This window comes from Aeromonas sp. S2(2024), assembly GCF_041402505.1.
Taxonomy (GTDB): Bacteria; Pseudomonadota; Gammaproteobacteria; order Enterobacterales; family Aeromonadaceae; genus Aeromonas; species Aeromonas media.
This window is the reverse complement of sequence record NZ_JBGLRL010000016.1, coordinates 57,547-78,145: the sequence shown is the minus strand read 5'-3', so window position 1 is coordinate 78,145 and position 20,599 is coordinate 57,547. Positions and strand designations below refer to the sequence as shown.

Here is a 20,599-nt window from a genome sequence, read left to right as displayed (position 1 = left end):
CCAACCACCCCGAGGTGCAAGATGTTTTTCCAGGTCGTATTCATCGCCTTGCTCGCGCTGCTTCCCATGGTCAATCCCCCCACCACGGCCACCCTGCTGCTGGGATTGAGCAAGGGCATGTCCCGTGAGCACATACGCCGTCAGATCAATCTGGCCGCCATCTATCTGTTCGCCACCCTCTGCGTCAGCTTCTTCATCGGATCCTCCATCCTGGATCTGTTCGGGATCTCCATTCCCGGTCTGCGGCTGGCCGGTGGCCTCATCATCGCCTTCATCGGTTTTCGCATGCTGTTCCCGGCCCCCAGCCAGGCCGCCGGGGTCGACATCAACCAGAGCATCGCCTTCGTGCCGCTCACCATGCCCAGCATGTGCGGGCCGGGCACCATGGCCCTGGTGATCAGCGGCGCAGCCCAGATTGCCGAGCTGCCCGACGAGTACAACCGTTTCGTCATCTATGCCGCCATGGTGACCGCCTTCGCCCTGATGAGCCTGCTCAGCTGGGGCGTGCTCAAGCTGGCGGATCCGGTCTGCAAGATCCTCGGTGCCACCGGCATCGACGCCATGACCCGCATCATGGGCTTCCTGCTGGTGTGCATGGGCATGCAGTTCTGCATCAACGGCATCAAGGAGGTGGCGCAGGATCCCGTGTTCCACGGCGCAACTACGGTGCAGACGGCCCCTGCGCAGTCACACCCCTCCGCCGCCCTCGATCACCTGCCGGCCCCGCACCAGCCCTGACTGAAAACGGTGTCATCTCGGCTCGGGAATCGTCACCGAAGTTGCGCCTGATCATGTTGTCCATGCACGGATGGGTTAGTCTGTTTTTTGTACAGGCAGGGTTCAGAGGGCCACGGCTAACGTGACCGATGCAGACCCAATCACTTGAGGAGACATGCAAATGGAAGAGATGCTGACCGAGATTGGAAGCTACAGCCTGTTTCATGAATATCTGAACGTAGTCGGGGCCGCCAGCCCAGCCCTGACCCGGATCAAGAGCAGATGGGAATACAAGCGAAGCGATCGGCTGGTCGCCCAGATCAGGATAGATCCGCAAGGCCACGCGCGATTCTATATCGATGCCCGTGCCATATCGGTCAACTGATCCCCATCAACCCCCTCACCCGCCCCGGTCCACTGACCGGGGTTTTTTATTGGTGCGCCCCAAAGAAAACAAAACCCCGGCGGTGGGCCGGGGTTTGATTGCGTAGGGTCATGCCGCTGCGCGGCCAAGCCAACCTAGGAAGTACCGCCCACGGTGAGCTGATCCAGCTTGAGAGTGGGCTGACCGACGCCGACCGGCACGCTCTGCCCCTCCTTGCCGCAGACACCCACCCCGCGATCCAGCGCGAGATCGCTACCCACCATGGAGACCTGACTCATGGCCTCGGGGCCGTTGCCGATGAGCGTGGCACCCTTGATGGGGGCAGTGATCCTGCCATCCTCGATGAGGTAGGCCTCGGAGGCGGAGAAGACGAACTTGCCGGAGGTGATGTCCACCTGACCGCCGCCGAAGTTGGGGGCGTAGATGCCCTTCTTCACCGAGGCGATGATCTCCGCCGGATCGTGCTGACCCGCCAGCATGTAGGTGTTGGTCATGCGCGGCATCGGCAGGGCGGCGTAGGATTCGCGGCGGCCGTTGCCGGTGAGCGGCACGCCCATCAGGCGGGCGTTCTGCTTGTCCTGCAGGTAGCCCTTGAGGATGCCGTTCTCGATCAGCACGTTGTAGCCCCCAGGCGTCCCCTCGTCGTCGATGGAGACGGAGCCGCGCCGACCCACCAGGGTGCCGTCATCGACTATGGTGCAATGTTTGGAGGCGACCTGCTCGCCGATGCGACCGGCGAAGGCGGACGATCCCTTGCGGTTGAAGTCCCCCTCCAGGCCGTGACCCACCGCCTCGTGCAGCAGCACGCCGGGCCAGCCTGCACCCAGCACCACCGGCATGGTGCCGGCCGGCGCGTCTATGGCCTCCAGGTTCACCAGGGCCTGGCGCACCGCTTCGCGCACATAGCCAAACGCCCGGCTCTCGAGCCCGTCCAGCTCGAGGAAATAGTCGTAGCCGAAGCGGCCACCGCCGCCGGCGCTGCCGCGCTCCCGGCGATCCCCCTTCTCGGCGATGACGGTCACCGAGAGGCGCACCAGAGGGCGCACATCGGCGGCCAGGGTGCCATCGGTGGCGGCCACCAGGATCTCTTCATAAACGCCACTGATGGAGGCCATCACCTGATTGATGGCGGGATCCAGGCTGCGAGCGAACTTGTCCATCTGCTCGAGCAGGGCGATCTTCTGCTGCTTGTCGAGGGTCTGCAGCGGATCCATGGCCGGATAGAGCAGGTTCGCTTCGGTTCTGGCCCAGGCCTTCACCTTGCCCTGGGCGCCGGCGGCGGCGATACCGCGGGCGGCGGTCACCGACTGTTGCAGGGCCAGCAGGCTCAGCTCGTCCGAGTAGGCGAAGCCGGTCTTCTCGCCGCTGACGGCGCGCACACCCACACCCTGATCGATGTTGTAGCTACCGTCCTTGACGATGCCGTCCTCCAGCATCCAGGACTCGTGCCAGCTGCGCTGGAAATAGAGGTCGCCGAACTCCACCTGATGGCTCATCAGGCTGCCGAGCAGCTGCTGCAGCCGCCCTTCGTCGAGATCGTTCGGGGCCAACAATGAGGCACTAACCTGGCTCAATAGACTCAATCTTTCTCTCCACTCTCGCTGTGAGAAGTCGTAACGGTTAATTCATCCGGTGTGGGTTCGTCGGGTGCAATCAGCGGAGCTCATGGCCCCCGGCGCCAATCAATACCACGGCATCACAACAGCCGGGCATGTTGCAGCACCGGCATGGTGCGTTTCAATTCGTCGACCAGCCCGGGCTCCATCTTCGCCAGCACGGTGGCGCGCCCCGTGCGTTGACAGGCCAGCACCCGACCCCAGGGATCGATCACCATGCTGTGGCCCCAGGTCTGGCGCCCCGTCTCGTGGGTCCCGCCCTGATTGGCGGCCACCACATAGCACTGGTTCTCGATGGCGCGGGCCCGCAGCAGCGGCTCCCAGTGCGCCTCGCCGGTCACTGCGGTGAAGGCGGCAGGCACCAGCAGCACGCGGGCACCGGCCCGGGCCAGCCGGCGATAGAGCTCGGGGAAGCGCAGATCATAACAGATAGAGAGGCCGAGGGGACCAAAGGGGGAATCCAGCACCACGCACTCCTGGCCGGGGCTGAAGGTCTCGGACTCCCGGTAGCGGCCGTGGTTGTCCGCCACGTCCACGTCGAACAGGTGGATCTTGTGGTAATGGCCCCTGAGCGCCCCCTCGGGATCGAACACCAGCGAGCTGGTGTGGATATGGTCGGAACCGGCGATGGTGGTGGGCATGGCACCGGCCACCAGCCAGATCCCGTGCTCCCGCGCCCAGGCGGTCAGCTGGGTCTGGATAGGGCCCTCACCCAGGGCCTCTGCGCCATCCAGATAGCCCTGGCGCTCGCCGAACAGGGCGAAGTTTTCAGGCAGCAGCACCAGCAAGGGGCGCTCCTTGGGCAGGGCCGCCAGCTCGGCGGCGATCTGTGCCCGGTTATCCTGCCAGTGACGGCCTGATATCAGCTGTATTGCGGCTAACCACATGACACGCTCCTTGTGATTGAGCAAGCCGCCTGACTCTGCATCCTCGGCTTGCGGGGGAATCCCAGCACTATGAGGGGTTCGGGCCCGGGACGAAAGGGTTTTGGCACCGCGATGCCGCTCCTCAGCGCTGGGCAGGCCCGCCGTGTTTGGGGGTCAGCAGGAAGGGGGTGACCTCCTCGGTGGGCAGATTCGGCGCCACCGCATCCACCGCCTGTTTCTGCTGCTGGTTGAGCTTGATACGGGCGCGATCCCGGCCCGCCTCGATCAGCTTGGGGTCGTCCAGCGGGCCCGAGACCCGGAAATCGATGCGAGTCACCACATCCACCACAGGCTCCAGCAGCTTGGAGAGCGCCAGCACATAGAGCCCGGTGATCGGGGTCAGGGAGAAAGCCGCCACCACCGGCAGGGTGCCCCCCAGGTTCGGCGAGAAGCTCAGATCGTAATCGAGGCGCCAGCGCACCAGATCGGCGACACCCTCGCCACGCAGGTTGCCGGCGGCCCCCTTCATGTAGAAGTCGTTGTTCTCCACCACCCCCTGCTTGATCTTGGCGGAGGCCGACATGGATTCGAAATAGAATCCCTTGTCGAACACATCGCGAAAATCGAGGCGCAGCTTGCGCATCAGGGAGTCGAGGCTCAGCAGGGAGAGCAGGCGTGCCCCCTTGTCGTTGACCTCCCGCAGGGTGCCCCCCTCAAGCTGGTGATCGGCACTGCCTGCCAGGGTCGGCAAGTCCAGCCGGTAGGGCACGTCACGCCAGCTCAGATCCAGCGCCAGCTTGCCCGGCGCGTCGCCGATGGGCGAGGTGAAGCCGAGTCGCTTGAGCAGCAGTTCGCTGTTCTGGGTGCTGAGGTGGGCACGGACCCGGGTCTGCATCTGGCCGGGCTGCGCCAGCCACTCGGCGCTCCCGCTCAGGGTGCTGCCGGCCAGCCGCATCTCCAGCCCCTTGAGATCGAGCCGGTTGGCGCCGGGTACCAGTTCGCCTTTCAGCTCCCCGAGGGGCAACTCCCCGAAGCGACAATCCACGCAGCTGAAGGTGAGCCAGGGGATGGCATCCATGATGGCCTTGTCCTGACGGGCATCGGGCTCGGGGCTGAGATCGGATCCCTTGCCTGACCAGTGAATACGAGCGAACTTGGCGTCGATGGGCTGACTGTCCGTCACGGGAATGCGCACTACCCCCATCACCTCGGGGCTGTCGATCATCACCTCGGTGGCCAGGTTCACCGGCCCCACGGTGAAGTGCACCGCCTTGAGGTTGGCGCTGCCGATATCGGCCCGGGCGAGCAGACCATCGACCCCCCACTCCTGGGGCAGGAAGGCAGGGCCGACCACCGCGTTGCCGCTGCTCTGCGTCCCCTTGCCCGGCAACCAGCGCGTGAGCCGCGCCAGCCAGCCGGCCACGTCGGCCTGGGGCTGATTGATGGCGAGCAGCATGGGCTTGTCTTGCAGCACCCGGGCCCCGGGCTGGCCGACGTTGACCCGCACCCGGCTGAGGTAGGGAGCCCCCTCGCCGTACACCAGACGGCTCTGCATATCCACATCGGCCCCCAGCACGGCGCGAATGTCGGCACTGCCGTCGCGGCCCCGTGCCGTGACCTTGAGGGGGAGCCGGCTCTCGGGCGCCTTGGTCAGCGGCACCGGCAGATCCAGCCCCATCCCCTGCAGGTTGGAGTCCAGCGCCAGCTGGAAGCTGAAGGCATTGTTCTCGGGCAGGGTCAGCCCCAGGGTCCCCGTCCAGTTGCTGCGACCCTTGAGCATTTCGAGGGCGGGAATGTCCTGGCGCTGGCGGCGGCTGTCCCAGAGTCCCTTGAACTTGAGATCCGCCTGATAGCCGTGGGGCAACTGTTTGCCCCGGTAATCCAGGGTCAGCGGCTGGTTCCACAGGCTGGCCTTGAGGTTGCTGAAGTGCGTGTGCTCGTTGTCGTATTCGAGCCGTCCCTGCACCTTCTCCAGGGGCAGATCCAGGGTGGCGATCCTGACACTGTTGTCATGGAAGCTCGCCTCCCCGCTGGCCTTGACCTCGCCCTTGCCATCCAGCGGTATGTCGAGCTTGACCGTGCCCTCCATGGGACCACGGATCTCGATCTCCCGCAGCGCCTGACCCACCGAGCCCGCGAGGGGAGAATCCTGCAGGTAACCGCTGATGGCCTGCCCCTCCCCCTGGACCCTGGCATCCACATAGAGGTGCGCCCCGGGGGAGAGATCCGGGATCCAGGCATGCACAGCGTCGGATCTGGCCTTACCGAGGCGAGTGGCGCTGCTGCGCATCTCCAGACCCGCGTTCTGGAACAAGAGATCGATCTGCAGGTCGGTGAGTGGCTGCCAACCGGGGAAGAACTCGTAGGTGGCCTGCTCCAGCGGTACGGCGACCTGGAAGACCCCCTTGCCGTTGTCGTAAGGGAAGTCCCGGAACTCGCCATACCAGAGCAGGTCAGCCCCCTTGGCCTTGCCCCCCTTGATGGCACCGCTCAGGTAGTCCACCAGACCGTCGCTCATCACAGCCAGCGGATAATAGCGATCCGCATGGGCCGCATTCTTCACATCGATGCGGCCGGTCAGGGCGAGGAAGGGATGTTCGAACAGCTCGAGGCGGAAACGACTGGCGAGGCGCAAATCCTCGTTATCCAGCGCAATGTCCTGGCCGTAGAGCACCCAGCCTTGCGTCTCGCGCCACCAGTCGAGGCGCGCCAAGAGGCTGTCCACCGGGATCGGCACCTTGAAGTGACGGGCAGGATCCACCTTGCCCTTGCCCAGAGTCAGGCGGGCGCTGCCCCCGGCCGGGGTTAGCCAGAAGTCGCCGTCCAGTTTCTGCAGGCCGGGCACATCGTGCCAGGCCTTGGTCTCGAAGCCCCTGAGCTGCCCGCTCAGGGAGAGCCCCTGCCAGTCGCCATCGGCCTGCAGCACCAGCTCCTGCAACTTGCCCTTGGGCTGGGTATGTTTGAGGGTCTTGGTCAGTTCGGGATAGAGGCCGGACACCAGCTGGCTCAGGTTGGCCATCTGGTCGAGATCGATGGTGGGCACATAGCCCTGGATGCGGGAGCCGACCCGCTCTAGCTGCAACCGGCTCTGCAGCCAGGTCGCCCCGTCGAGCTTGAAGGTCACGTCGTGGCTGGCGAGCTGCCACTCCTCACCGTCGCGCCGCAGCTGGATCTTGCCGCCTCGCAGGTCGAGCCGGTGCGGCTCACCCTTGACCTCGTCCTTCCAGATCAGGTGGTTGTTGCCAAAGGCCAGCAGGGAGTTGCCGAGCCTTCCCCCCTCGAACTCGCTCCACAGCTGGAAGTCGAGCTGGCCGGTCACCCTGGGTTCGCCGGCGTGGATCCGCGCCAGCATGGGACTGATGTCCAGCTCGCTGGCACCCAGGTAGAGCTGGCCCTTGAGCTTGTCGAGGCGCACTTGGGGGGCATCCACGTCGATGATGAGATCCAGGGTGCTCTCGCCCACCCCGTTGATCAGGTAGGCCTTGCCCACCCCCTGATGGCGCTTGCCGCGATTCTGCCAACGCAACTGGGCGATGTTGAGGGCACGCACCTCCCCCAGCGCCGTGGTGATGCTCAGGCGGCTGTCGTGAATGTCGAAGGTGGAAAGCTGGGTCAGCAGGAAGCGCAGCAGGGCCGCCTGCTGGCTGGGATTCTTGTCATTTTCCGGTGCCGCCGGCTGTGCCAGATCCAGCGCGATGTCGCCGTCGCTCAGCAACAACTGGCCGAACACCGGCTTCCAGTCGTTGAGGGAGCGCCAGAAGTCGAGGTGGGCCCACACCTTGCCGAGGCGCAGGGAAAAACGCCCCGAATCGGGGGCGATGGCGAGCTCTTGCAGCTCGAGAGCCGGGCCGCGCCGGGTCCAGCTCAACCCGACGTGCTCGACGCTCACCTCCAGCTGGTTGTCCCCCAGCAGGGTCGCTATCACGGCCTGCCGGTGCTGGTTGAGCAGGGGACCGCCAAGCCGTACCACGCTGACCAGGATGGCCAGCAGCACGAAGAGGACTCCGAGGGCCAACCAGCCCCGACTCAGCCAGCGATAGATCAATTACATCATCACCACATCGAATTGTTCCTGCCCACAGAGCGGCTCCGTCACCACCCTGACCTGCTTGCCGATGAAGACTTCCAGCTCCGCCAGACTGTGAGACTCCTCCCCTCGCAGGTAATCGGCCACCGAAGGCGCCGCATAGACGGTGAACTGATCCGCGTCGTAGGCACGGTTGACCCGGATGATCTCCCGCAGGATCTCGAAACAGACCGACTCCACCGTCTTGACCCGGCCGCGCCCCTTGCATTCGGGGCACTCGGAGCAGAGCACGTGTTCCAGGCTCTCCCGGGTGCGCTTGCGGGTCATCTCCACCAGGCCGAGCTGGGAGAAGCCGTTGACGTTGGTCTTGGCCCTGTCTTTCGCCAGCGCCAGCTCCAGGCTGTGCAGCACCCGACGGCGGTGATCCTCGGACTGCATGTCGATGAAGTCGATGATGATGATGCCGCCCAGGTTGCGCAGCCGCAGGTGGCGAGCGATGGCGGCGGTGGCCTCGACGTTGGTGTTGAAGATGGTCTCTTCCAGGTTGCGATGGCCCACGAAGGCACCTGTGTTGATGTCCACCGTGGTCATGGCTTCGGTCTGGTCGATGATGAGGTAGCCGCCGGACTTCAGCTCCACCTTGCGCTCAAGGGCACGCTGGATCTCGTTCTCCACATCGTAGAGATCGAAGATGGGCGACTCGCCGGAGTAGTACTCCAGCTTGCTGGCCAGCTCGGGCACATACTCGCCGGTGAAGTGCGAAAGCAGCTCGAAGCTCTGGCGGGAATCGACGCGGATCTTGTCGAGCTCGGCACCGACGAAGTCGCGCACTACCCGGAAGGCCAGGCTGGGATCCTCGTAGAGGATCTTGCAGGGCGGGTACTTCTGCTTGCGCTCCAGGATCTTGCGCCACAGGCGCTTCAAGAAGGCGGCGTCCTGCTCCAGCTCCTGCTCTCCCACCCCTTCGGCAGCGGTACGGATGATGTAGCCACCCAGCTCGTCCACATAGCCCGCCACGGTGCGCTTGAGGCGCTCGCGCTCCGCTTCGGACTCGATGCGCTGGGAGACGCCGACGTGGGCACTGCCCGGCATGAAGACCAGATAGCGGGACGGCAAGGTGATGTCGGTGGTGAGGCGGGCGCCCTTGGTGCCGATCGGGTCTTTCACCACCTGCACCATGATGTCCTGACCCTGGCGCACCAGCTCGGCGATGTTGCCCGCCTGGAACTGCTCCTTCTCCTTGATCGCCACGCACTCGGTGTGGGGCACTATGTCGGAGGCGTGCAGGAAAGCGGCCTTGTCCATGCCGATGTCGACGAAGGCGGCCTGCATGCCGGGCAACACCCGGCTGATCTTGCCCTTGTAGATGTTGCCCACGATGCCGCGCTTGGCCTGACGTTCTACATGCACTTCCTGCAGCAGCCCGTTCTCGACCAGGGCGACCCGGGTCTCTGAGGGGGTGACGTTCACCAGCAGTTCTACTGACATAAGTTACCTTGCCTTTCTAGTTTTGAATTCTGGCACGACGAACAACGGGTAACTCAGCAGCGAACTGCTGACGAGGGGATTACCGAGTCTGCTCGAGGTGCTGCTTGATCAACAGATCCGTCTCCAGCAGGGGCAGGCCGACCACGGCGCTGTAGCTCCCCTCGATGCGGCTGACGAACTTGCCGGCTATTCCCTGGATGGCATAGGCACCGGCCTTGTCACAGGGTTCACCTGTGCGCCAGTAGGCCTCGATCTCGGCCTCGTCCAGCTTGCGGAATGCCACGTTGGTGGTCACCAACCGCACGTCGCAGCGATCCGGGGTAGCCAGTGCCACCGCGGTCATTACCTGATGGACCTTGCCGGAGAGCGCTTCCAGCATGTCCTTGGCATCGAGCAGGTCGGAGGGTTTCTCCAGCACCCTGTCGCCCAGCACCACTATGGTGTCGGCGCCCAGCACCGGCAATGCGGTCGGGGCCGCGGCCACACCGGCCATCGCCTTGTCACGGGCCAGCCGGCAGACGTAATCCTGGGGCTTTTCGCCCTCGCCGCGCTGCTCGGGCACATCCAGCCTGAGCACCTCGAAGCGGTAGCCCAGCTGGGTCAGCAGTTCATGCCGGCGGGGTGAGCCCGAGGCGAGATAGAGTTGCAGTTCGTTGTGCTTGTTCATATTCACTCAATGAGGCGAGACGCAGTTACAATCCGTTGTTTTTGCTCATGTTCACTTGATATTGAAGCGACGGCGTACCTTGCGCAAGACCATAAAAATCCAGGGCCATATTAACATCGTCGTCAACGTCGACCAAAAATAGGCCAGATTGAGACTGGCACGGCTGAACAGGTGCTCGGCCCAGAACACGGTGATCTTGCCCACCAGGGAGAGCAGACCGATGATCAACGCCTGCTGCCAGAGGGAGAAGTTGCGGATCTTCTGGAACTGGAAGGCCGCCAGATAGGTGGTGATGGCCATGGCCATGGCCCTCACGCCGAGCGTGCTGCCGAGCAGCACGTCCAGCAGCAGGCCAGCCACCCAGGCGGTACCGACGTTGGCCCGATGCGGCAGCGCCAGCGCCCAATAGATGAGGACCATGGCGAGCCAGTCCGGCCGGAAGGGTTCGAATTGAAAGGGAAGCGGCAGGATCGAGAGACACAGGGCCAGCAGGATCGAGATCCAGATCCAGATCCTGCCGCTGGCGGGTTGCAGCATCAGCGCGTCGCCTCCGCCGCCGAGGTAGCCGTCGCCGCAGAGGGCGTCGCGGCAGGCGCCAGGGCATCATCGTCATGCACTTCCGGCTTCTTGTCGGTCCACAGCAGCAGCAGGTAACGCAACCTGTCCAGCGCCACCAGCGGCTTGGCCTCGATCTGGGCGAAGGGCTTGCCCTCCACATAGTCGGATCGAGTCACGGTCGCCACCGGATAGCCTTCCGGGAAGCGGCCGCCGAGGCCTGAGGTGACCAGCAGATCGCCAACCTGGACGTCGGTGTTGCGCGGCAGGTTGCGCAGCTCCAGCTTGTCCAGCTCGCCGCTGCCGGAGGCGATGGCGCGCAGATCGTTGCGCAGCACCCGCACCGGGATGCCGTGGCTGGAGTCGGTGATGAGCAGGACGCGGCTGGTGGTGGAGCCCACGTGCAGCACCTGGCCGACCACCCCCTGATCGTTGATCACCGGCTGGCCGTTATAGACGCCATCCAGCGCCCCCTTGTTGATCAGCACCTGATGGCTGAAGGGGTCGGAATCCACCGACAGCAGCTCGGCCACCATCTTGCGGGACTCCTTGTGCACAGGCGAACCGAGCAGCTCGCGCAGACGCTGATTCTCATGCTCCAGCTGATCCAGCTTGAGCAGGCGGGAGCGCAGGGTGAGCAGTTGCTGCTCCTGCTGCTTGGTCTGCTCGATCAGGCTGGATCGGGTCTGCACCTGAGTCGACATGGTGTCGAGCAGGGTGCCGGGCGCATTGGCGATGTATTGCAGCGGGCTGACCAGCGAACTCAGATAGACGCGGACGTGCGTGAACACACCGAAGCGGGAATCCGCGACGATGGCAGCGACAGAGATGATGACGGCGAGAAACAACCGTAACTGAAGCGAAGGGCCTCTACCAAAGATGGGTTTCATGAGTCGTCAAAAAAGAGCCGGCGCTCGGCCGGCTTTGGGTCTTATTCGTAGTGGAACAGATCGCCACCGTGCATATCGATCAGTTCCAGCGCCTTGCCACCGCCACGGGCGACACAGGTGAGGGGATCTTCAGCCACGACGACCGGGATGCCGGTCTCTTCCATCAGCAGACGGTCGATGTCTTTGAGCAGGGCACCACCACCGGTCAGCACCATGCCGCGCTCGGAGATGTCGGACGCCAGCTCGGGCGGGGACTGCTCCAGGGCGACCATGACGGCAGAGACGATGCCGGACAGCGGCTCTTGCAGCGCTTCCAGGATCTCGTTGGAGTTCAGGGTGAAGCTGCGCGGAACCCCTTCGGCCAGGTTACGACCACGGACTTCGATCTCGCGCACCTCTTCGCCCGGGTAGGCGGAGCCGATCTCGTGCTTGATGCGCTCGGCGGTGGCTTCCCCGATCAGGCTGCCGTAGTTGCGGCGCACGTAGCTGATGATGGCTTCATCAAACTTGTCGCCACCGATACGCACGGACTGGGAGTAGACCACCCCGTTCAGGGAGATGATGGCCACTTCTGTGGTACCACCACCGATGTCCACCACCATGGAACCGGTCGCTTCGGAGACCGGCAGGCCGGCACCGATGGCGGCGGCCATGGGTTCATCGATCAGGTAGACCTCGCGGGCACCGGCGCCCAGCGCGGATTCCTTGATGGCACGGCGCTCGACCTGGGTGGAGCCGCACGGCACGCACACCAGCACACGGGGGCTGGGGCGGAAATAGTTGTTGTCGTGAACCTGCTTGATGAAGTGCTGCAGCATCTTCTCGGTCACGTAGAAATCGGCGATCACGCCGTCTTTCATCGGACGAATGGCGGAGATGTTGCCTGGGGTACGACCCAGCATCTGCTTGGCGGCATGACCGACGGCAGCGACCGATTTGGCGTTCCCGCGCTCTTGGCGAATGGCGACAACTGAGGGTTCGTTAAGGACGATCCCTTGATCTTTTACGTAGATCAGGGTGTTGGCAGTTCCCAAATCGATCGACAGATCGTTGGAAAAGACGCCTCTGAGCTTTTTGAACATGGCTACGGGAAATCCTAAGAATTTGGAGGTGCAGAAAACCGGCTAACTTTACCAATGCCCACCCCAATGGGCAAGCGCTCAAACTGTCGCCAGTCAATCAAGCGCGACAAAAATGCGAGTCATCACTCACCCGCTCAGGCCGACAAACACTACGAAACAAGGAGATAAGACGCAGGCTCACCCCAAAGCGCCCCTCTCCCCGTCCCCATATCATTTTCAGGGCATCACTTCGCGGCGATAAATAATGCGATCGTTGCCCCTGTCACGGCCAAAGATGGCCTCTCCCGACAGATGATCCGCCGTGGCGGGGTCCGCCAGCCAGAGCGGTTGATCAGGTTGTTTCTCCAGCACGATACGGTAGGGGATGCGTACGGCCTGATTCGGTGGTGCAAAATGGAACCAGGTTTCACCGCTATTGAACCGAGTCTGGCTACCTCCTGGGGCCTGATTGCCGAACCCGAGGCGAATGCGGGCACCATCCTGCAGGACGAGATCCCCGCTCGCAGCATCATAGTGTTGATTGGCGTCGGTGAAATCCATGCCGTCCCCCGTCAGGGCGATCTGAGTGCAGACATCCTGCGAATTGGCGCGCCACAGCCCACCTTCGAAATATTGAACCTGAAGTGGCAGCGCCAGCGGTGCGCTGACCGCTCCCTGGCGGGTACTGGCCAGCAGACGGCCGTAATAGGCAATCATGGTATCGTTCGCACCCTGCGGGATGAGGAGCTGCTTCGCGGTGCAATTAACCCCGTTATCGCAGGTACCGGTCACGGCGGGGTTCATGTTTCGATCGGCAAGGAAGCTGGTCTCGAGAGTCTCGCCGTCCGCTACCCTGAGCCCTAGTCGCAGGAGCGGCAAGGGCTCTTCCGGTGCAGTCAGGCTAGGGGTCAGCTCACGCAGCCGCATAAACCGGCTCTGGCCGGTAGCCTTGCCGGTACCTTCGGACCAGCTGGCGGCCAGCGGCACCAACCGATTGGAGCGATCCACCCCGTCCTGGTTATTGGCAGCCGCCAGAATGAGCGCGCCCTTGGCAAAGGCATCCCGGTAATTTTTCGTAACCCCCCCCTCCTTGTTGCGCGCAACCACAATCGCATCCACGTCAAACGGCTGACTCATATAGTTGAAGCCACCGCAAGCCGGGGTGACAGTGCCGCTCGTCATGCTGAAGTCCCAGGGCACGAAACGCCCTACCGGCACGCTGCTGGCGGGAGGGATGGTGTAGCCAAAGTAGCCCGTTGCCGGGGGTATCGCGGCAGGCGGTGTCGCCTTGATCCTGAAGACCCCGACCTCGTTGAGACTGAGGGTGGACGTGTTGAGACTGTTGCTGGCCGCAACGTGGCTGTACTTGTTCGGGATGACCTGAGCGACGCCCCCCCCTTGGGGAGCCACCAGCTCAGTGGTCAGGGCGATATCTGGCAACACGAAGTTCGGCGTGGTGCCGTTGCCGACGCAGATATTGCCATCGTTGTCGCTCTGCCAGGCCATGGCCTGGATATTCAGTGGGAAGGTGTCTCCCGTCCTCTTGAACACCGGACAACTGGCATCCCCTGCCGCACAGGCCCCCTGGGCAGGCGTGATGCAGAGCCCCACCGGGCGGCTGACGAACAGATCCGAGCCCGTCATCACCAGACCCGCGGTATCCCCGCTGCCATCGTGACGGGCGTTGAGCCGCATCTGGCCCGCATCCGGATAGTTGACATTTTTCAGCGTCGCCTTGCCCTGACTATCGAAGTTCACGTTGATGACAGTGCCCGTCGGCGAAGCCACATTGGCGGCATAAGTCGAGACCGAATTGCCCTCTATCGTGACCTGACTGCCAAATGCATTGGCATTCGGGGTGACATAAGAACCCCAGAAGCTGACCGGCTTGCTCACGCTGGCGAAGCCGGGAACGCACTGCTGGGTCGCATCGTCTTTCTTGACGGCGCTGATCACCACATCCTGTGGCTTGTTGGCCAGGGTATCCAGCACATTGAACAGGAAGCCGCTGTCGGCAAAGCTCAGGGTACAGGCGGCGGCGCTCAACGCCCCGCTACCCGCCCGGCACAGGGTCGGGTACTGGAATGCCGGCGTCGAGCCGGCCACGCCCATGATCACGGTGCCCGCCGTGTTGTTGTGCAGCCGGGCCGTGGTCGAGCCCCCGCTGAAGGTCAGCTGATTGCCCCCCACCCAGCCATTGCTGGCGGTGTCGGGGGTGAGGCTAAGGGCCGCGCTGACCTGCTCGGTGACGAGCCGGGAACAGCTCGCATCGGCACAGGCCTTGATGACCACCGTCTCGGGGTTGCAGGTGAGCGCCTGGCCGGAGTGGCTGAGCTCGAAGTGATCGATCTGGGACCCGTCCGTGCTCCCTCCGCAAGTGTTACCACCGAGGTCCACCTTGTCGACGGCACCCTGATCGAAGTAGTAGTCACCGTTTCCGCTGATATCGACATTGCCTCCCGTCGCCAGCGCCCCCTCGAGCGTGGCGTTGCCGGCCATGCGGACATTGCCCGCCACATAGACGACGGCATTGATCTGGTTCTGGCCAGCGATGGAGAGATCCCCCTTCACGTAGATGAAGAGATGCTCGGGCAGATTGCGGAGGTTGAGCCTGGCGTTGTTCAGATCGAGGTTGTTGAAATAGAGCCTCGCCGTCACGCCGGTGGCGATGATCTCGGCCTGGTTGCTGATGCTGCCGTCGTCGAAGTCGTGATCCCCGGGCTCAAAGCTGTTGCCACTGTGGCCGGTACAGCTGGTGCCACTCCCCTGCTTGCTGCACACCAGGTCCCCAAGGGGTGGCACCAGCACACCGGGGGGCGGTGTCATGCTGACCCCCTCCGTCGGGGGATCGGTAAAGATGTCCTTGCAAGTGGAGAAGGGGCATAGGCCGGGCCAGTCCCCCCCGAAAGGCTCATGGGTGACCTTGCTGTTGCCCGTCATGGTGACGTTGATCGCCGACACGGCACCGGTCAGCTGGGCCTGCTCGCCCATGGTCAGGTTACCCGCCTTCACATAGAGGATGGCGTTGAGCCTGGTATTGCCGCTCATGGTGACCTTGCCGAAGTGGTAGATCATCAGGTCATTGGCCTTGCCGAGGGCATTGACCTCCATCTGATCGCTCAGGGCCAGATCGCTCTTGATGTAGAGCTGGGCGGCGGTGCCTGCATCGAAGATCAGATCATCGTTGTGGCCAAGCTCCAGCCTGTCGATCCAGTGGCTGCCACCACGGAAATAGAAGCTGATCTCGGAGGTGCTCTGGTGTCTGAACGTCTTGAGGTAGCGGGCCTGCAGATAGCCGTTGATGGTGGCATTGCCGATCAGCTCCAGCGTCTGATGGAGCTGAACGGTCAGATCGCTGCGACTGCTCGCCGCGGTGATCCTGCCCTGATCCTCCATCCTGAGCCCATAGACGCTGAGCGTGCTCTGGCCCTGGAAGGCCATGATGCTGTTGCCCTTTATCTCGAGATTCCTGATGGACCAGTCCCCCGCGGCCATGGTGACCGGCACGCTGCCACCCGACACGTTCATGGCGACGTTGTCGATATAGCGGGGCTGGAAGTGAGCCGTCCCGGTGCTGCCATTGCCCGAGACCTCCAGACGGTTGTAGACGGTGACCCTGGCGTCGGAGAGCCTGCCGTTGCCCGTGACCGTCAGCTCATTGGCATGCAGGGATCCCGCCCCATGGAGGCCGTTGTTGTAGTCATTCCTGATCGTCAGCTTCCTGGCATACAGGGTCGCGCCGTTGAGGTCGAGCACGGCCCCCTCGGAGAGGGATAGGATGTCAAAGCGATAGGTTTGCCCCGATGTGAGGGTCACCACGCAACTGTTGCCGCCCCACGACGCATTTCTGTAATCCCCGGCTGCGGGGGAGATGGCGCCATTGCAGGCCAGATCGTTCTGGCCGCTATAGGCGGGAAAGCCTCCCGGATTGGCCGGAAATGCATTGGGATCTTCGATGAAGGCCACGCCGCCGAGGGGGCTGGCCAGGGCACCGCTGACGTTGCAGTTGGAGACCCAGGTGCCCCCGTCCCAGTAACCGCCGCTGTTGCAGTTGGCGTTTGGCTGGATGCTCTTGCCGAGGAAGGGATAACGGGTTCCCACGGTCGAGCTGATGATCTTGCTCTCGTTGGTCATGCTCAGTACACCGGGGGTGGCGTGGCTCTGCACCGGGAAGAGGAAGGCGGCGGTGCACTGATCGGCCCCCTGTGCCGGGACCGAGCCCAACAGCATGGCGAACAGCATGGGGGCCCAGAGAGGCGGGCGGGACGTCATGGGTGCTGGCTCCTTGCAAGGGCGCCATCAAAGGCTTCCGCCACCAGGGTGCGGCTGACGGCAAAGTCCGGACTGGGATTGTTCAGATCGCGACGACCGCAGGCGCCCGTGCTCTGAAAGCGGTAACCGGTCTGGGTGACCCCAGCCACACTGACCACCACCGGCTTGCAGGTCAGTACCACGTTGCAATCCACCAGCCCCGGGACTGCAAAGGGGATGGATGTCAGGGCGACGCACTGTTGCGCGTCCCAGTGATCATTGGGGTAGAGGCGGTAGAGACCCACCTCCAGCCCGCTCTGGGCCGCCATCAGGGCACGCACCCCGCGCACCTCAACCGTATTCTTCTCGCCGCTGTCCACCAGGAAGCGGCCCATGGCCGCCGCCAGCAGGCCCATGATGACGATGACGAAGAACGCGATCATGATGGCGCTGCCGCGCTGGGGCGCCGACCTGCGGGGGGGCCTAGGGAACATTGAGCGTCTCCAGCTTGTGGTTGAAGAGGACGCGCTCGCCGCGCTGCTCGAACTCCATCCGCAGTCCCACCTCGCTCTGATTGAAAGCGGCGGGCTCACGATAGAAGTAATAGGGCGAAAAACGGATATGCTCGGCCATCAGGACCGGTGTGCTCCCGCGAATGTCAGTGCCTATAGCGGCGCTGGCTCGGGTCAGGGCGGCATTCATCACGCAGTAACGCACCTGTTGGCGGGCAAAATAGATGCGCTGCCCCGGCGACTCCTTGGCGAAGGAGCCATCCACCGTCAGCGGTAGCGCCCCCGACACGGATGCCCCAACAGAGGTGACGCTGGCCACGCAGTTGCCATGGAGGCACCCCTGCTCCAGGGTGATATTCGGATCGGCAAGGGGGTAGACGATGGCCAGGTCCTTATTCCGCTCGGGCAGCACGTCCGGCACCACTATGGTGAGCCCGGCGCTGGCCGCGGAGCCCAGATAGCGGCTGGCGGTGGCGATGGGCCAGAAGCGCAGACAGGCCCCCTGATCCAGAGGGTTGCCCGCCTCATCCTCGATGCGCACCGAGCCCGGCACCGCATCGCGCAGCTCGCGGTTGAGCCGCTCCAGGGCGAAACGGGCATCGCTCATCAGCTGCTCCCGGCGGCTGGCATCCCCGTAAATCTGGGTGCCGATACCGATAAACTGGCTGGTAAAGGTGGCCATCACTCCGAGCAGCAGGATCACCATCACCAGTTCCACCAGGGTGAAGCCCCGTGCAATGCGCTGGCTCATCAGTAGTTACCCCGATAGAGCGCAAACTCGACTTCACTGCGATCAGGCAGCCGCACCGTCAACTCGATACGCTTGCCGATGGACGAGGCACCCTTGCCTGCACTGGCAAACAGGTCATCAGCCGTGACACGGATCTTCAGCTGATAGTGGCGATACTCCTCGTCGCTGGCGCTGGCAGAGCTCTGGGTGAACTGGTTGGCGTCCACCCAGTTACCCGCAGTATCGAAATCATCCACGTCGTTGAAGGCGTAGGGGCGCGTCTCGCCCCCATCCGGACCGTAATCGGCGACTGGGGTGCAGGCGGGATAGATCTCGGGAGGCGTGCCGACGGTCTCGCCGCAGCGAAAACGGCCGCCATTGTGATCCGAGTGTTCATCGAAAGATTTTTGCAGCACCTCGTTCAGGATCCGCTGGGCCAGCTGGGCAGCCCGCACCTGCTGCACCGGATCCACTGACTTGGGCGCCTGGTTGACCAGCAGACCCAGAATGCCGGTGAGCGCGATGGCCAGCAGCACTATGCCGACCACGAATTCGATCAGGGTGAAGCCGCTACGGGCCTTAAGGGAGGGCATGGATATAACCTTCCGGCTCGATGCGCAGGCGTGCGCTCTCCCGACCGTCGCTCACCACCAGATCGCAATAAGGAACGCAGGTTGACGGAGAGAGGGGGCGGCCGGTGTGTTTATCGAAACGAATACCGAAGTCAGATTGCCCGTTTAGGGTTACCGACACGCCAGTGTTCACGATGTGTATCGGCGCAGAGACAGCTCCATCAGCCAGTGCAACAGAGTAGTGCCAAAACTGTCCCGGTTTAACCTGAAAAAAGGTTTGTCTGGCACCATTAATGCTTGGATTAGAGGGCTCATTCATATTGATGGTCTGCACCAGTCTCAGCCGGGCCACCAGCTCATCGCAGACGGTATGGGTTTCAAAGCCGCCTTTGCCCAGCCACTTGGGCACGGCAAAGGCGGCCAGAATCCCGAGCAACAGGATCACGATCACCAGTTCAATCAGGGTGAAACCCTTGGTTGCAGGCATTGGGGTTCTCACAAGGGTAAAGAGAAAGCGAGGCTGAAGCCTCGCTCAGATCTATCAGTTCCCACATCCGGAAACATTAACACTGAATGATGAAGTTGCCGTGCTTGCTTCGTTATACACAACTTGACAGTTAGCGCTGCTACCAGCATCCGCAGGCTTAAATGTCCCCTTAGATGCAGATGCCTCATCCCAGCCATCTAGGGTAACTGCATTTGCAATAGTTGCTGCTGTCGGGTAACCAAACTTCGCATCAACTGTAGTACCAGCAACAGATACGGCAGCGGAAGAGGCTTCAATCCCTTGTATTGCAGCCTTGCTGTATATCATCTGGGCAGCACTTTGCAGTGATGCTTTGACACCATCCGCAGCAGCCTTGCGCGCATCATCCTGCAGATTCAGGAACTTGGGCGCGGCGGTGACCGCCAGAATGCCCAGGATGATGATCACGATCACCAGTTCGATCAGGGTAAAACCCGCCTGCTTTTTCATTACGTTTTCCTCGGTTTATCAATTGATATGGGTGGTCACCTGGCCGGAGGCCGGGCGGTAACTGAAACTCATGTAGGCATCGGTGCTCCCTTGCGGGTCCTGATAGCGCCCATCACTTCCCTTGCTCAGGCTGTTGACCAGATAGTAACGGCAGACCGAATCCAGTCCATTGTTGCTCACCGTGGCATAGAACTTCAGGTCATTGCCGCTACCGCGCACCTCGTCAAAGTTGGCAGTAGCCTTGGGAGGATTCTGCAACAAGCCCTCCCAAATATTGAGACAGCGGACCGCCGTCAGATTGGCCGGATCCACATCGGGAGCGCCGCTCGCCGCCGTGTCCATGGGATAACCGGGGGAGAGCTCGCCGTTGCTGACCTGGCTGTCGGTCGGCGTGGTCAGATAGAAACGGGAACCGTCGTAGAGCACTGTATTGAGACTGTCCTGTTTGGCACGACCCTCGGCTTCCCACTGGGCCCGCACCAGGGAGACCCCGGTGGCGAAACCGCCGGATACCCCTTCCACGCTGGCCTTCTTCGCCTCGTCGGTCACGTCGAGAAAACGGGGCAAGGCGGTGACGGCCAGGATCCCCAGGATCACGATGACGATCACCAGCTCTATCAGGGAAAAACCGGCCATCTGACCTGGTCCCTGGCCGGTGCTCACTCTCTTTGCTGCCATGCTACCTCCGTAATGGTCCGCATTATTTCATGCAGATAGAAAAAAAATCATGTGGCTGAAGCACTTGAGAGATCGCTTCACGGCTTTGCCAGCACCCGGCCGTCGCCGAAACGGTAGCGCAGCCAATGCCCCTCCCAACCAAACTCGCAGCCGCCCCCATCCTGGCTGGCGAGGGCCTGCCAGGATGGCAACCCCGGATCGTCCGGACCAATCAGCATCAACCAGAGCTGGCGGCAGTTACCGGACGGGGACTGCAGCGGCAACACCGCCAGCGGCCAGCCTCGCTCATCGAACTGCCAGGCCACCCCCTCCGCATGCAGCACCGCGGGGCGCCGCTCATCGAGCCAGCGCCCGTGCAGCCGCTGGGCCCGCTCGGCAAATTGCTCTCCGAGCAGGCTCAGGCTGACCGCCAGCGCCTCTGCCCTGTGGCTGCGATAGCTCAGGGCCAGGGTGGCAAGGATGACCAGCAACAGGGCACAGACGACCATCCGCCTGTAGCCCCCCAGCCAGCGCTCATCCTGCTCGGACTGTCTGCTCATGCCTCTCTCGCCCCTTGTCTACCGCAAACAGCATGCATTACTGACCACGCACCGCTCCCATCATGTCCC

18 protein-coding genes are annotated in these 20,599 nt (G+C 63.0%); 2 read left to right on the top strand and 16 right to left on the bottom strand.

Annotated elements, in window-relative coordinates:
• Positions 1 to 21 precede the first annotated feature (21 nt).
• A complete protein-coding gene (locus ACB039_RS15710) occupies positions 22 to 738 on the top strand; it encodes a MarC family NAAT transporter (protein ID WP_161507621.1) in 717 nt (238 codons plus the stop codon).
• A gap of 160 nt (positions 739 to 898) precedes the next feature.
• On the top strand, positions 899 to 1,102 hold the full coding sequence (locus ACB039_RS15705) for a hypothetical protein (protein WP_041206780.1): 204 nt from the start codon (positions 899 to 901) through the stop codon (positions 1,100 to 1,102).
• A 134-nt stretch (positions 1,103 to 1,236) separates the two neighbouring features.
• Here the strand turns inward: ACB039_RS15705 and tldD are convergent, their stop codons facing one another.
• From tldD to ACB039_RS15625, 16 genes are all read right to left on the bottom strand, one after another.
• Complete coding sequence (tldD, locus tag ACB039_RS15700; RefSeq protein ID WP_162519299.1) at positions 1,237 to 2,685, bottom strand: metalloprotease TldD; 1,449 nt, start codon at positions 2,683 to 2,685, stop codon at positions 1,237 to 1,239.
• Between the two features lie 113 nt (positions 2,686 to 2,798).
• Positions 2,799 to 3,605, bottom strand: a complete 807-nt coding sequence (locus ACB039_RS15695) for a carbon-nitrogen hydrolase family protein (protein ID WP_371166000.1) — start codon at positions 3,603 to 3,605, stop codon at positions 2,799 to 2,801.
• A 121-nt stretch (positions 3,606 to 3,726) separates the two neighbouring features.
• On the bottom strand, positions 3,727 to 7,629 hold the full coding sequence (locus tag ACB039_RS15690) for a YhdP family protein (RefSeq protein WP_371165999.1): 3,903 nt from the start codon (positions 7,627 to 7,629) through the stop codon (positions 3,727 to 3,729).
• Positions 7,630 to 9,099 (bottom strand): ribonuclease G, encoded by a 1,470-nt coding sequence (gene rng, locus ACB039_RS15685; protein WP_371165998.1) that lies wholly within the window; start codon positions 9,097 to 9,099, stop codon positions 7,630 to 7,632.
• A 79-nt stretch (positions 9,100 to 9,178) separates the two neighbouring features.
• Positions 9,179 to 9,766, bottom strand: coding sequence for a nucleoside triphosphate pyrophosphatase (locus ACB039_RS15680; protein ID WP_371165997.1), 588 nt, complete (start codon positions 9,764 to 9,766; stop codon positions 9,179 to 9,181).
• 51 nt (positions 9,767 to 9,817) lie between these two features.
• Positions 9,818 to 10,303 (bottom strand): rod shape-determining protein MreD, encoded by a 486-nt coding sequence (gene mreD / locus ACB039_RS15675; RefSeq protein WP_005328018.1) that lies wholly within the window; start codon positions 10,301 to 10,303, stop codon positions 9,818 to 9,820.
• A complete protein-coding gene (gene mreC / locus ACB039_RS15670; RefSeq protein WP_042648847.1) occupies positions 10,303 to 11,211 on the bottom strand; it encodes a rod shape-determining protein MreC in 909 nt (302 codons plus the stop codon). The genes mreD and mreC overlap by 1 nt, the downstream gene beginning before the upstream one ends.
• A gap of 41 nt (positions 11,212 to 11,252) precedes the next feature.
• Positions 11,253 to 12,293, bottom strand: a complete 1,041-nt coding sequence (locus tag ACB039_RS15665; protein ID WP_005308111.1) for a rod shape-determining protein — start codon at positions 12,291 to 12,293, stop codon at positions 11,253 to 11,255.
• 216 nt (positions 12,294 to 12,509) lie between these two features.
• On the bottom strand, positions 12,510 to 16,544 hold the full coding sequence (locus ACB039_RS15660; RefSeq protein ID WP_371165996.1) for a DUF6701 domain-containing protein: 4,035 nt from the start codon (positions 16,542 to 16,544) through the stop codon (positions 12,510 to 12,512).
• Positions 16,541 to 17,017, bottom strand: a complete 477-nt coding sequence (locus tag ACB039_RS15655; protein ID WP_371165995.1) for an MSHA biogenesis protein MshP — start codon at positions 17,015 to 17,017, stop codon at positions 16,541 to 16,543. Before ACB039_RS15655 ends, ACB039_RS15660 begins: the two co-directional genes overlap by 4 nt.
• Complete coding sequence (locus ACB039_RS15650; protein ID WP_042648844.1) at positions 17,007 to 17,786, bottom strand: PilW family protein; 780 nt, start codon at positions 17,784 to 17,786, stop codon at positions 17,007 to 17,009. Before ACB039_RS15650 ends, ACB039_RS15655 begins: the two co-directional genes overlap by 11 nt.
• Positions 17,786 to 18,358: a prepilin-type N-terminal cleavage/methylation domain-containing protein gene (locus ACB039_RS15645; protein WP_371165994.1), complete on the bottom strand. Its 573-nt coding sequence runs from the start codon at positions 18,356 to 18,358 to the stop codon at positions 17,786 to 17,788. The genes ACB039_RS15650 and ACB039_RS15645 overlap by 1 nt, the downstream gene beginning before the upstream one ends.
• Complete coding sequence (locus ACB039_RS15640; RefSeq protein ID WP_371165993.1) at positions 18,345 to 18,824, bottom strand: Tfp pilus assembly protein FimT/FimU; 480 nt, start codon at positions 18,822 to 18,824, stop codon at positions 18,345 to 18,347. The genes ACB039_RS15645 and ACB039_RS15640 overlap by 14 nt, the downstream gene beginning before the upstream one ends.
• Positions 18,825 to 18,878: 54 nt before the next feature.
• A complete protein-coding gene (locus ACB039_RS15635) occupies positions 18,879 to 19,313 on the bottom strand; it encodes a prepilin-type N-terminal cleavage/methylation domain-containing protein (RefSeq protein ID WP_202047763.1) in 435 nt (144 codons plus the stop codon).
• Positions 19,314 to 19,331: 18 nt separating this feature from the next.
• Positions 19,332 to 19,991, bottom strand: a complete 660-nt coding sequence (locus tag ACB039_RS15630) for a prepilin-type N-terminal cleavage/methylation domain-containing protein (protein WP_171273072.1) — start codon at positions 19,989 to 19,991, stop codon at positions 19,332 to 19,334.
• Positions 19,992 to 20,068: 77 nt separating this feature from the next.
• Positions 20,069 to 20,530 carry a hypothetical protein gene (locus ACB039_RS15625; RefSeq protein WP_371165992.1) on the bottom strand — a complete coding sequence of 154 codons (462 nt, stop codon included), beginning with the start codon at positions 20,528 to 20,530 and terminating at the stop codon, positions 20,069 to 20,071.
• Positions 20,531 to 20,599 lie beyond the last annotated feature (69 nt).

Excerpts from the sequence above, each read along its gene's own strand:
- ACB039_RS15705 (WP_041206780.1), top strand. The coding sequence starts at position 899 with ATGGAAGAGATGCTGACCGAGATTGGAAGCTACAGCCTGTTTCATGAA.
- ACB039_RS15645 (WP_371165994.1), bottom strand. The coding sequence starts at position 18,358 with ATGCCCTCCCTTAAGGCCCGTAGCGGCTTCACCCTGATCGAATTCGTG.
- ACB039_RS15630 (WP_171273072.1), bottom strand. The coding sequence starts at position 19,991 with ATGGCAGCAAAGAGAGTGAGCACCGGCCAGGGACCAGGTCAGATGGCC.
- ACB039_RS15680 (WP_371165997.1), bottom strand. The coding sequence starts at position 9,766 with ATGAACAAGCACAACGAACTGCAACTCTATCTCGCCTCGGGCTCACCC.
- ACB039_RS15655 (WP_371165995.1), bottom strand. The coding sequence starts at position 17,017 with ATGTTCCCTAGGCCCCCCCGCAGGTCGGCGCCCCAGCGCGGCAGCGCC.
- ACB039_RS15660 (WP_371165996.1), bottom strand. The coding sequence starts at position 16,544 with ATGACGTCCCGCCCGCCTCTCTGGGCCCCCATGCTGTTCGCCATGCTG.
- ACB039_RS15635 (WP_202047763.1), bottom strand. The coding sequence starts at position 19,313 with ATGAAAAAGCAGGCGGGTTTTACCCTGATCGAACTGGTGATCGTGATC.
- mreD (WP_005328018.1), bottom strand. The coding sequence starts at position 10,303 with ATGCTGCAACCCGCCAGCGGCAGGATCTGGATCTGGATCTCGATCCTG.
- mreC (WP_042648847.1), bottom strand. The coding sequence starts at position 11,211 with ATGAAACCCATCTTTGGTAGAGGCCCTTCGCTTCAGTTACGGTTGTTT.
- ACB039_RS15625 (WP_371165992.1), bottom strand. The coding sequence starts at position 20,530 with ATGAGCAGACAGTCCGAGCAGGATGAGCGCTGGCTGGGGGGCTACAGG.
- ACB039_RS15650 (WP_042648844.1), bottom strand. The coding sequence starts at position 17,786 with ATGAGCCAGCGCATTGCACGGGGCTTCACCCTGGTGGAACTGGTGATG.
- ACB039_RS15665 (WP_005308111.1), bottom strand. The coding sequence starts at position 12,293 with ATGTTCAAAAAGCTCAGAGGCGTCTTTTCCAACGATCTGTCGATCGAT.
- ACB039_RS15640 (WP_371165993.1), bottom strand. The coding sequence starts at position 18,824 with ATGCCTGCAACCAAGGGTTTCACCCTGATTGAACTGGTGATCGTGATC.
- ACB039_RS15710 (WP_161507621.1), top strand. The coding sequence starts at position 22 with ATGTTTTTCCAGGTCGTATTCATCGCCTTGCTCGCGCTGCTTCCCATG.
- rng (WP_371165998.1), bottom strand. The coding sequence starts at position 9,099 with ATGTCAGTAGAACTGCTGGTGAACGTCACCCCCTCAGAGACCCGGGTC.
- ACB039_RS15695 (WP_371166000.1), bottom strand. The coding sequence starts at position 3,605 with ATGTGGTTAGCCGCAATACAGCTGATATCAGGCCGTCACTGGCAGGAT.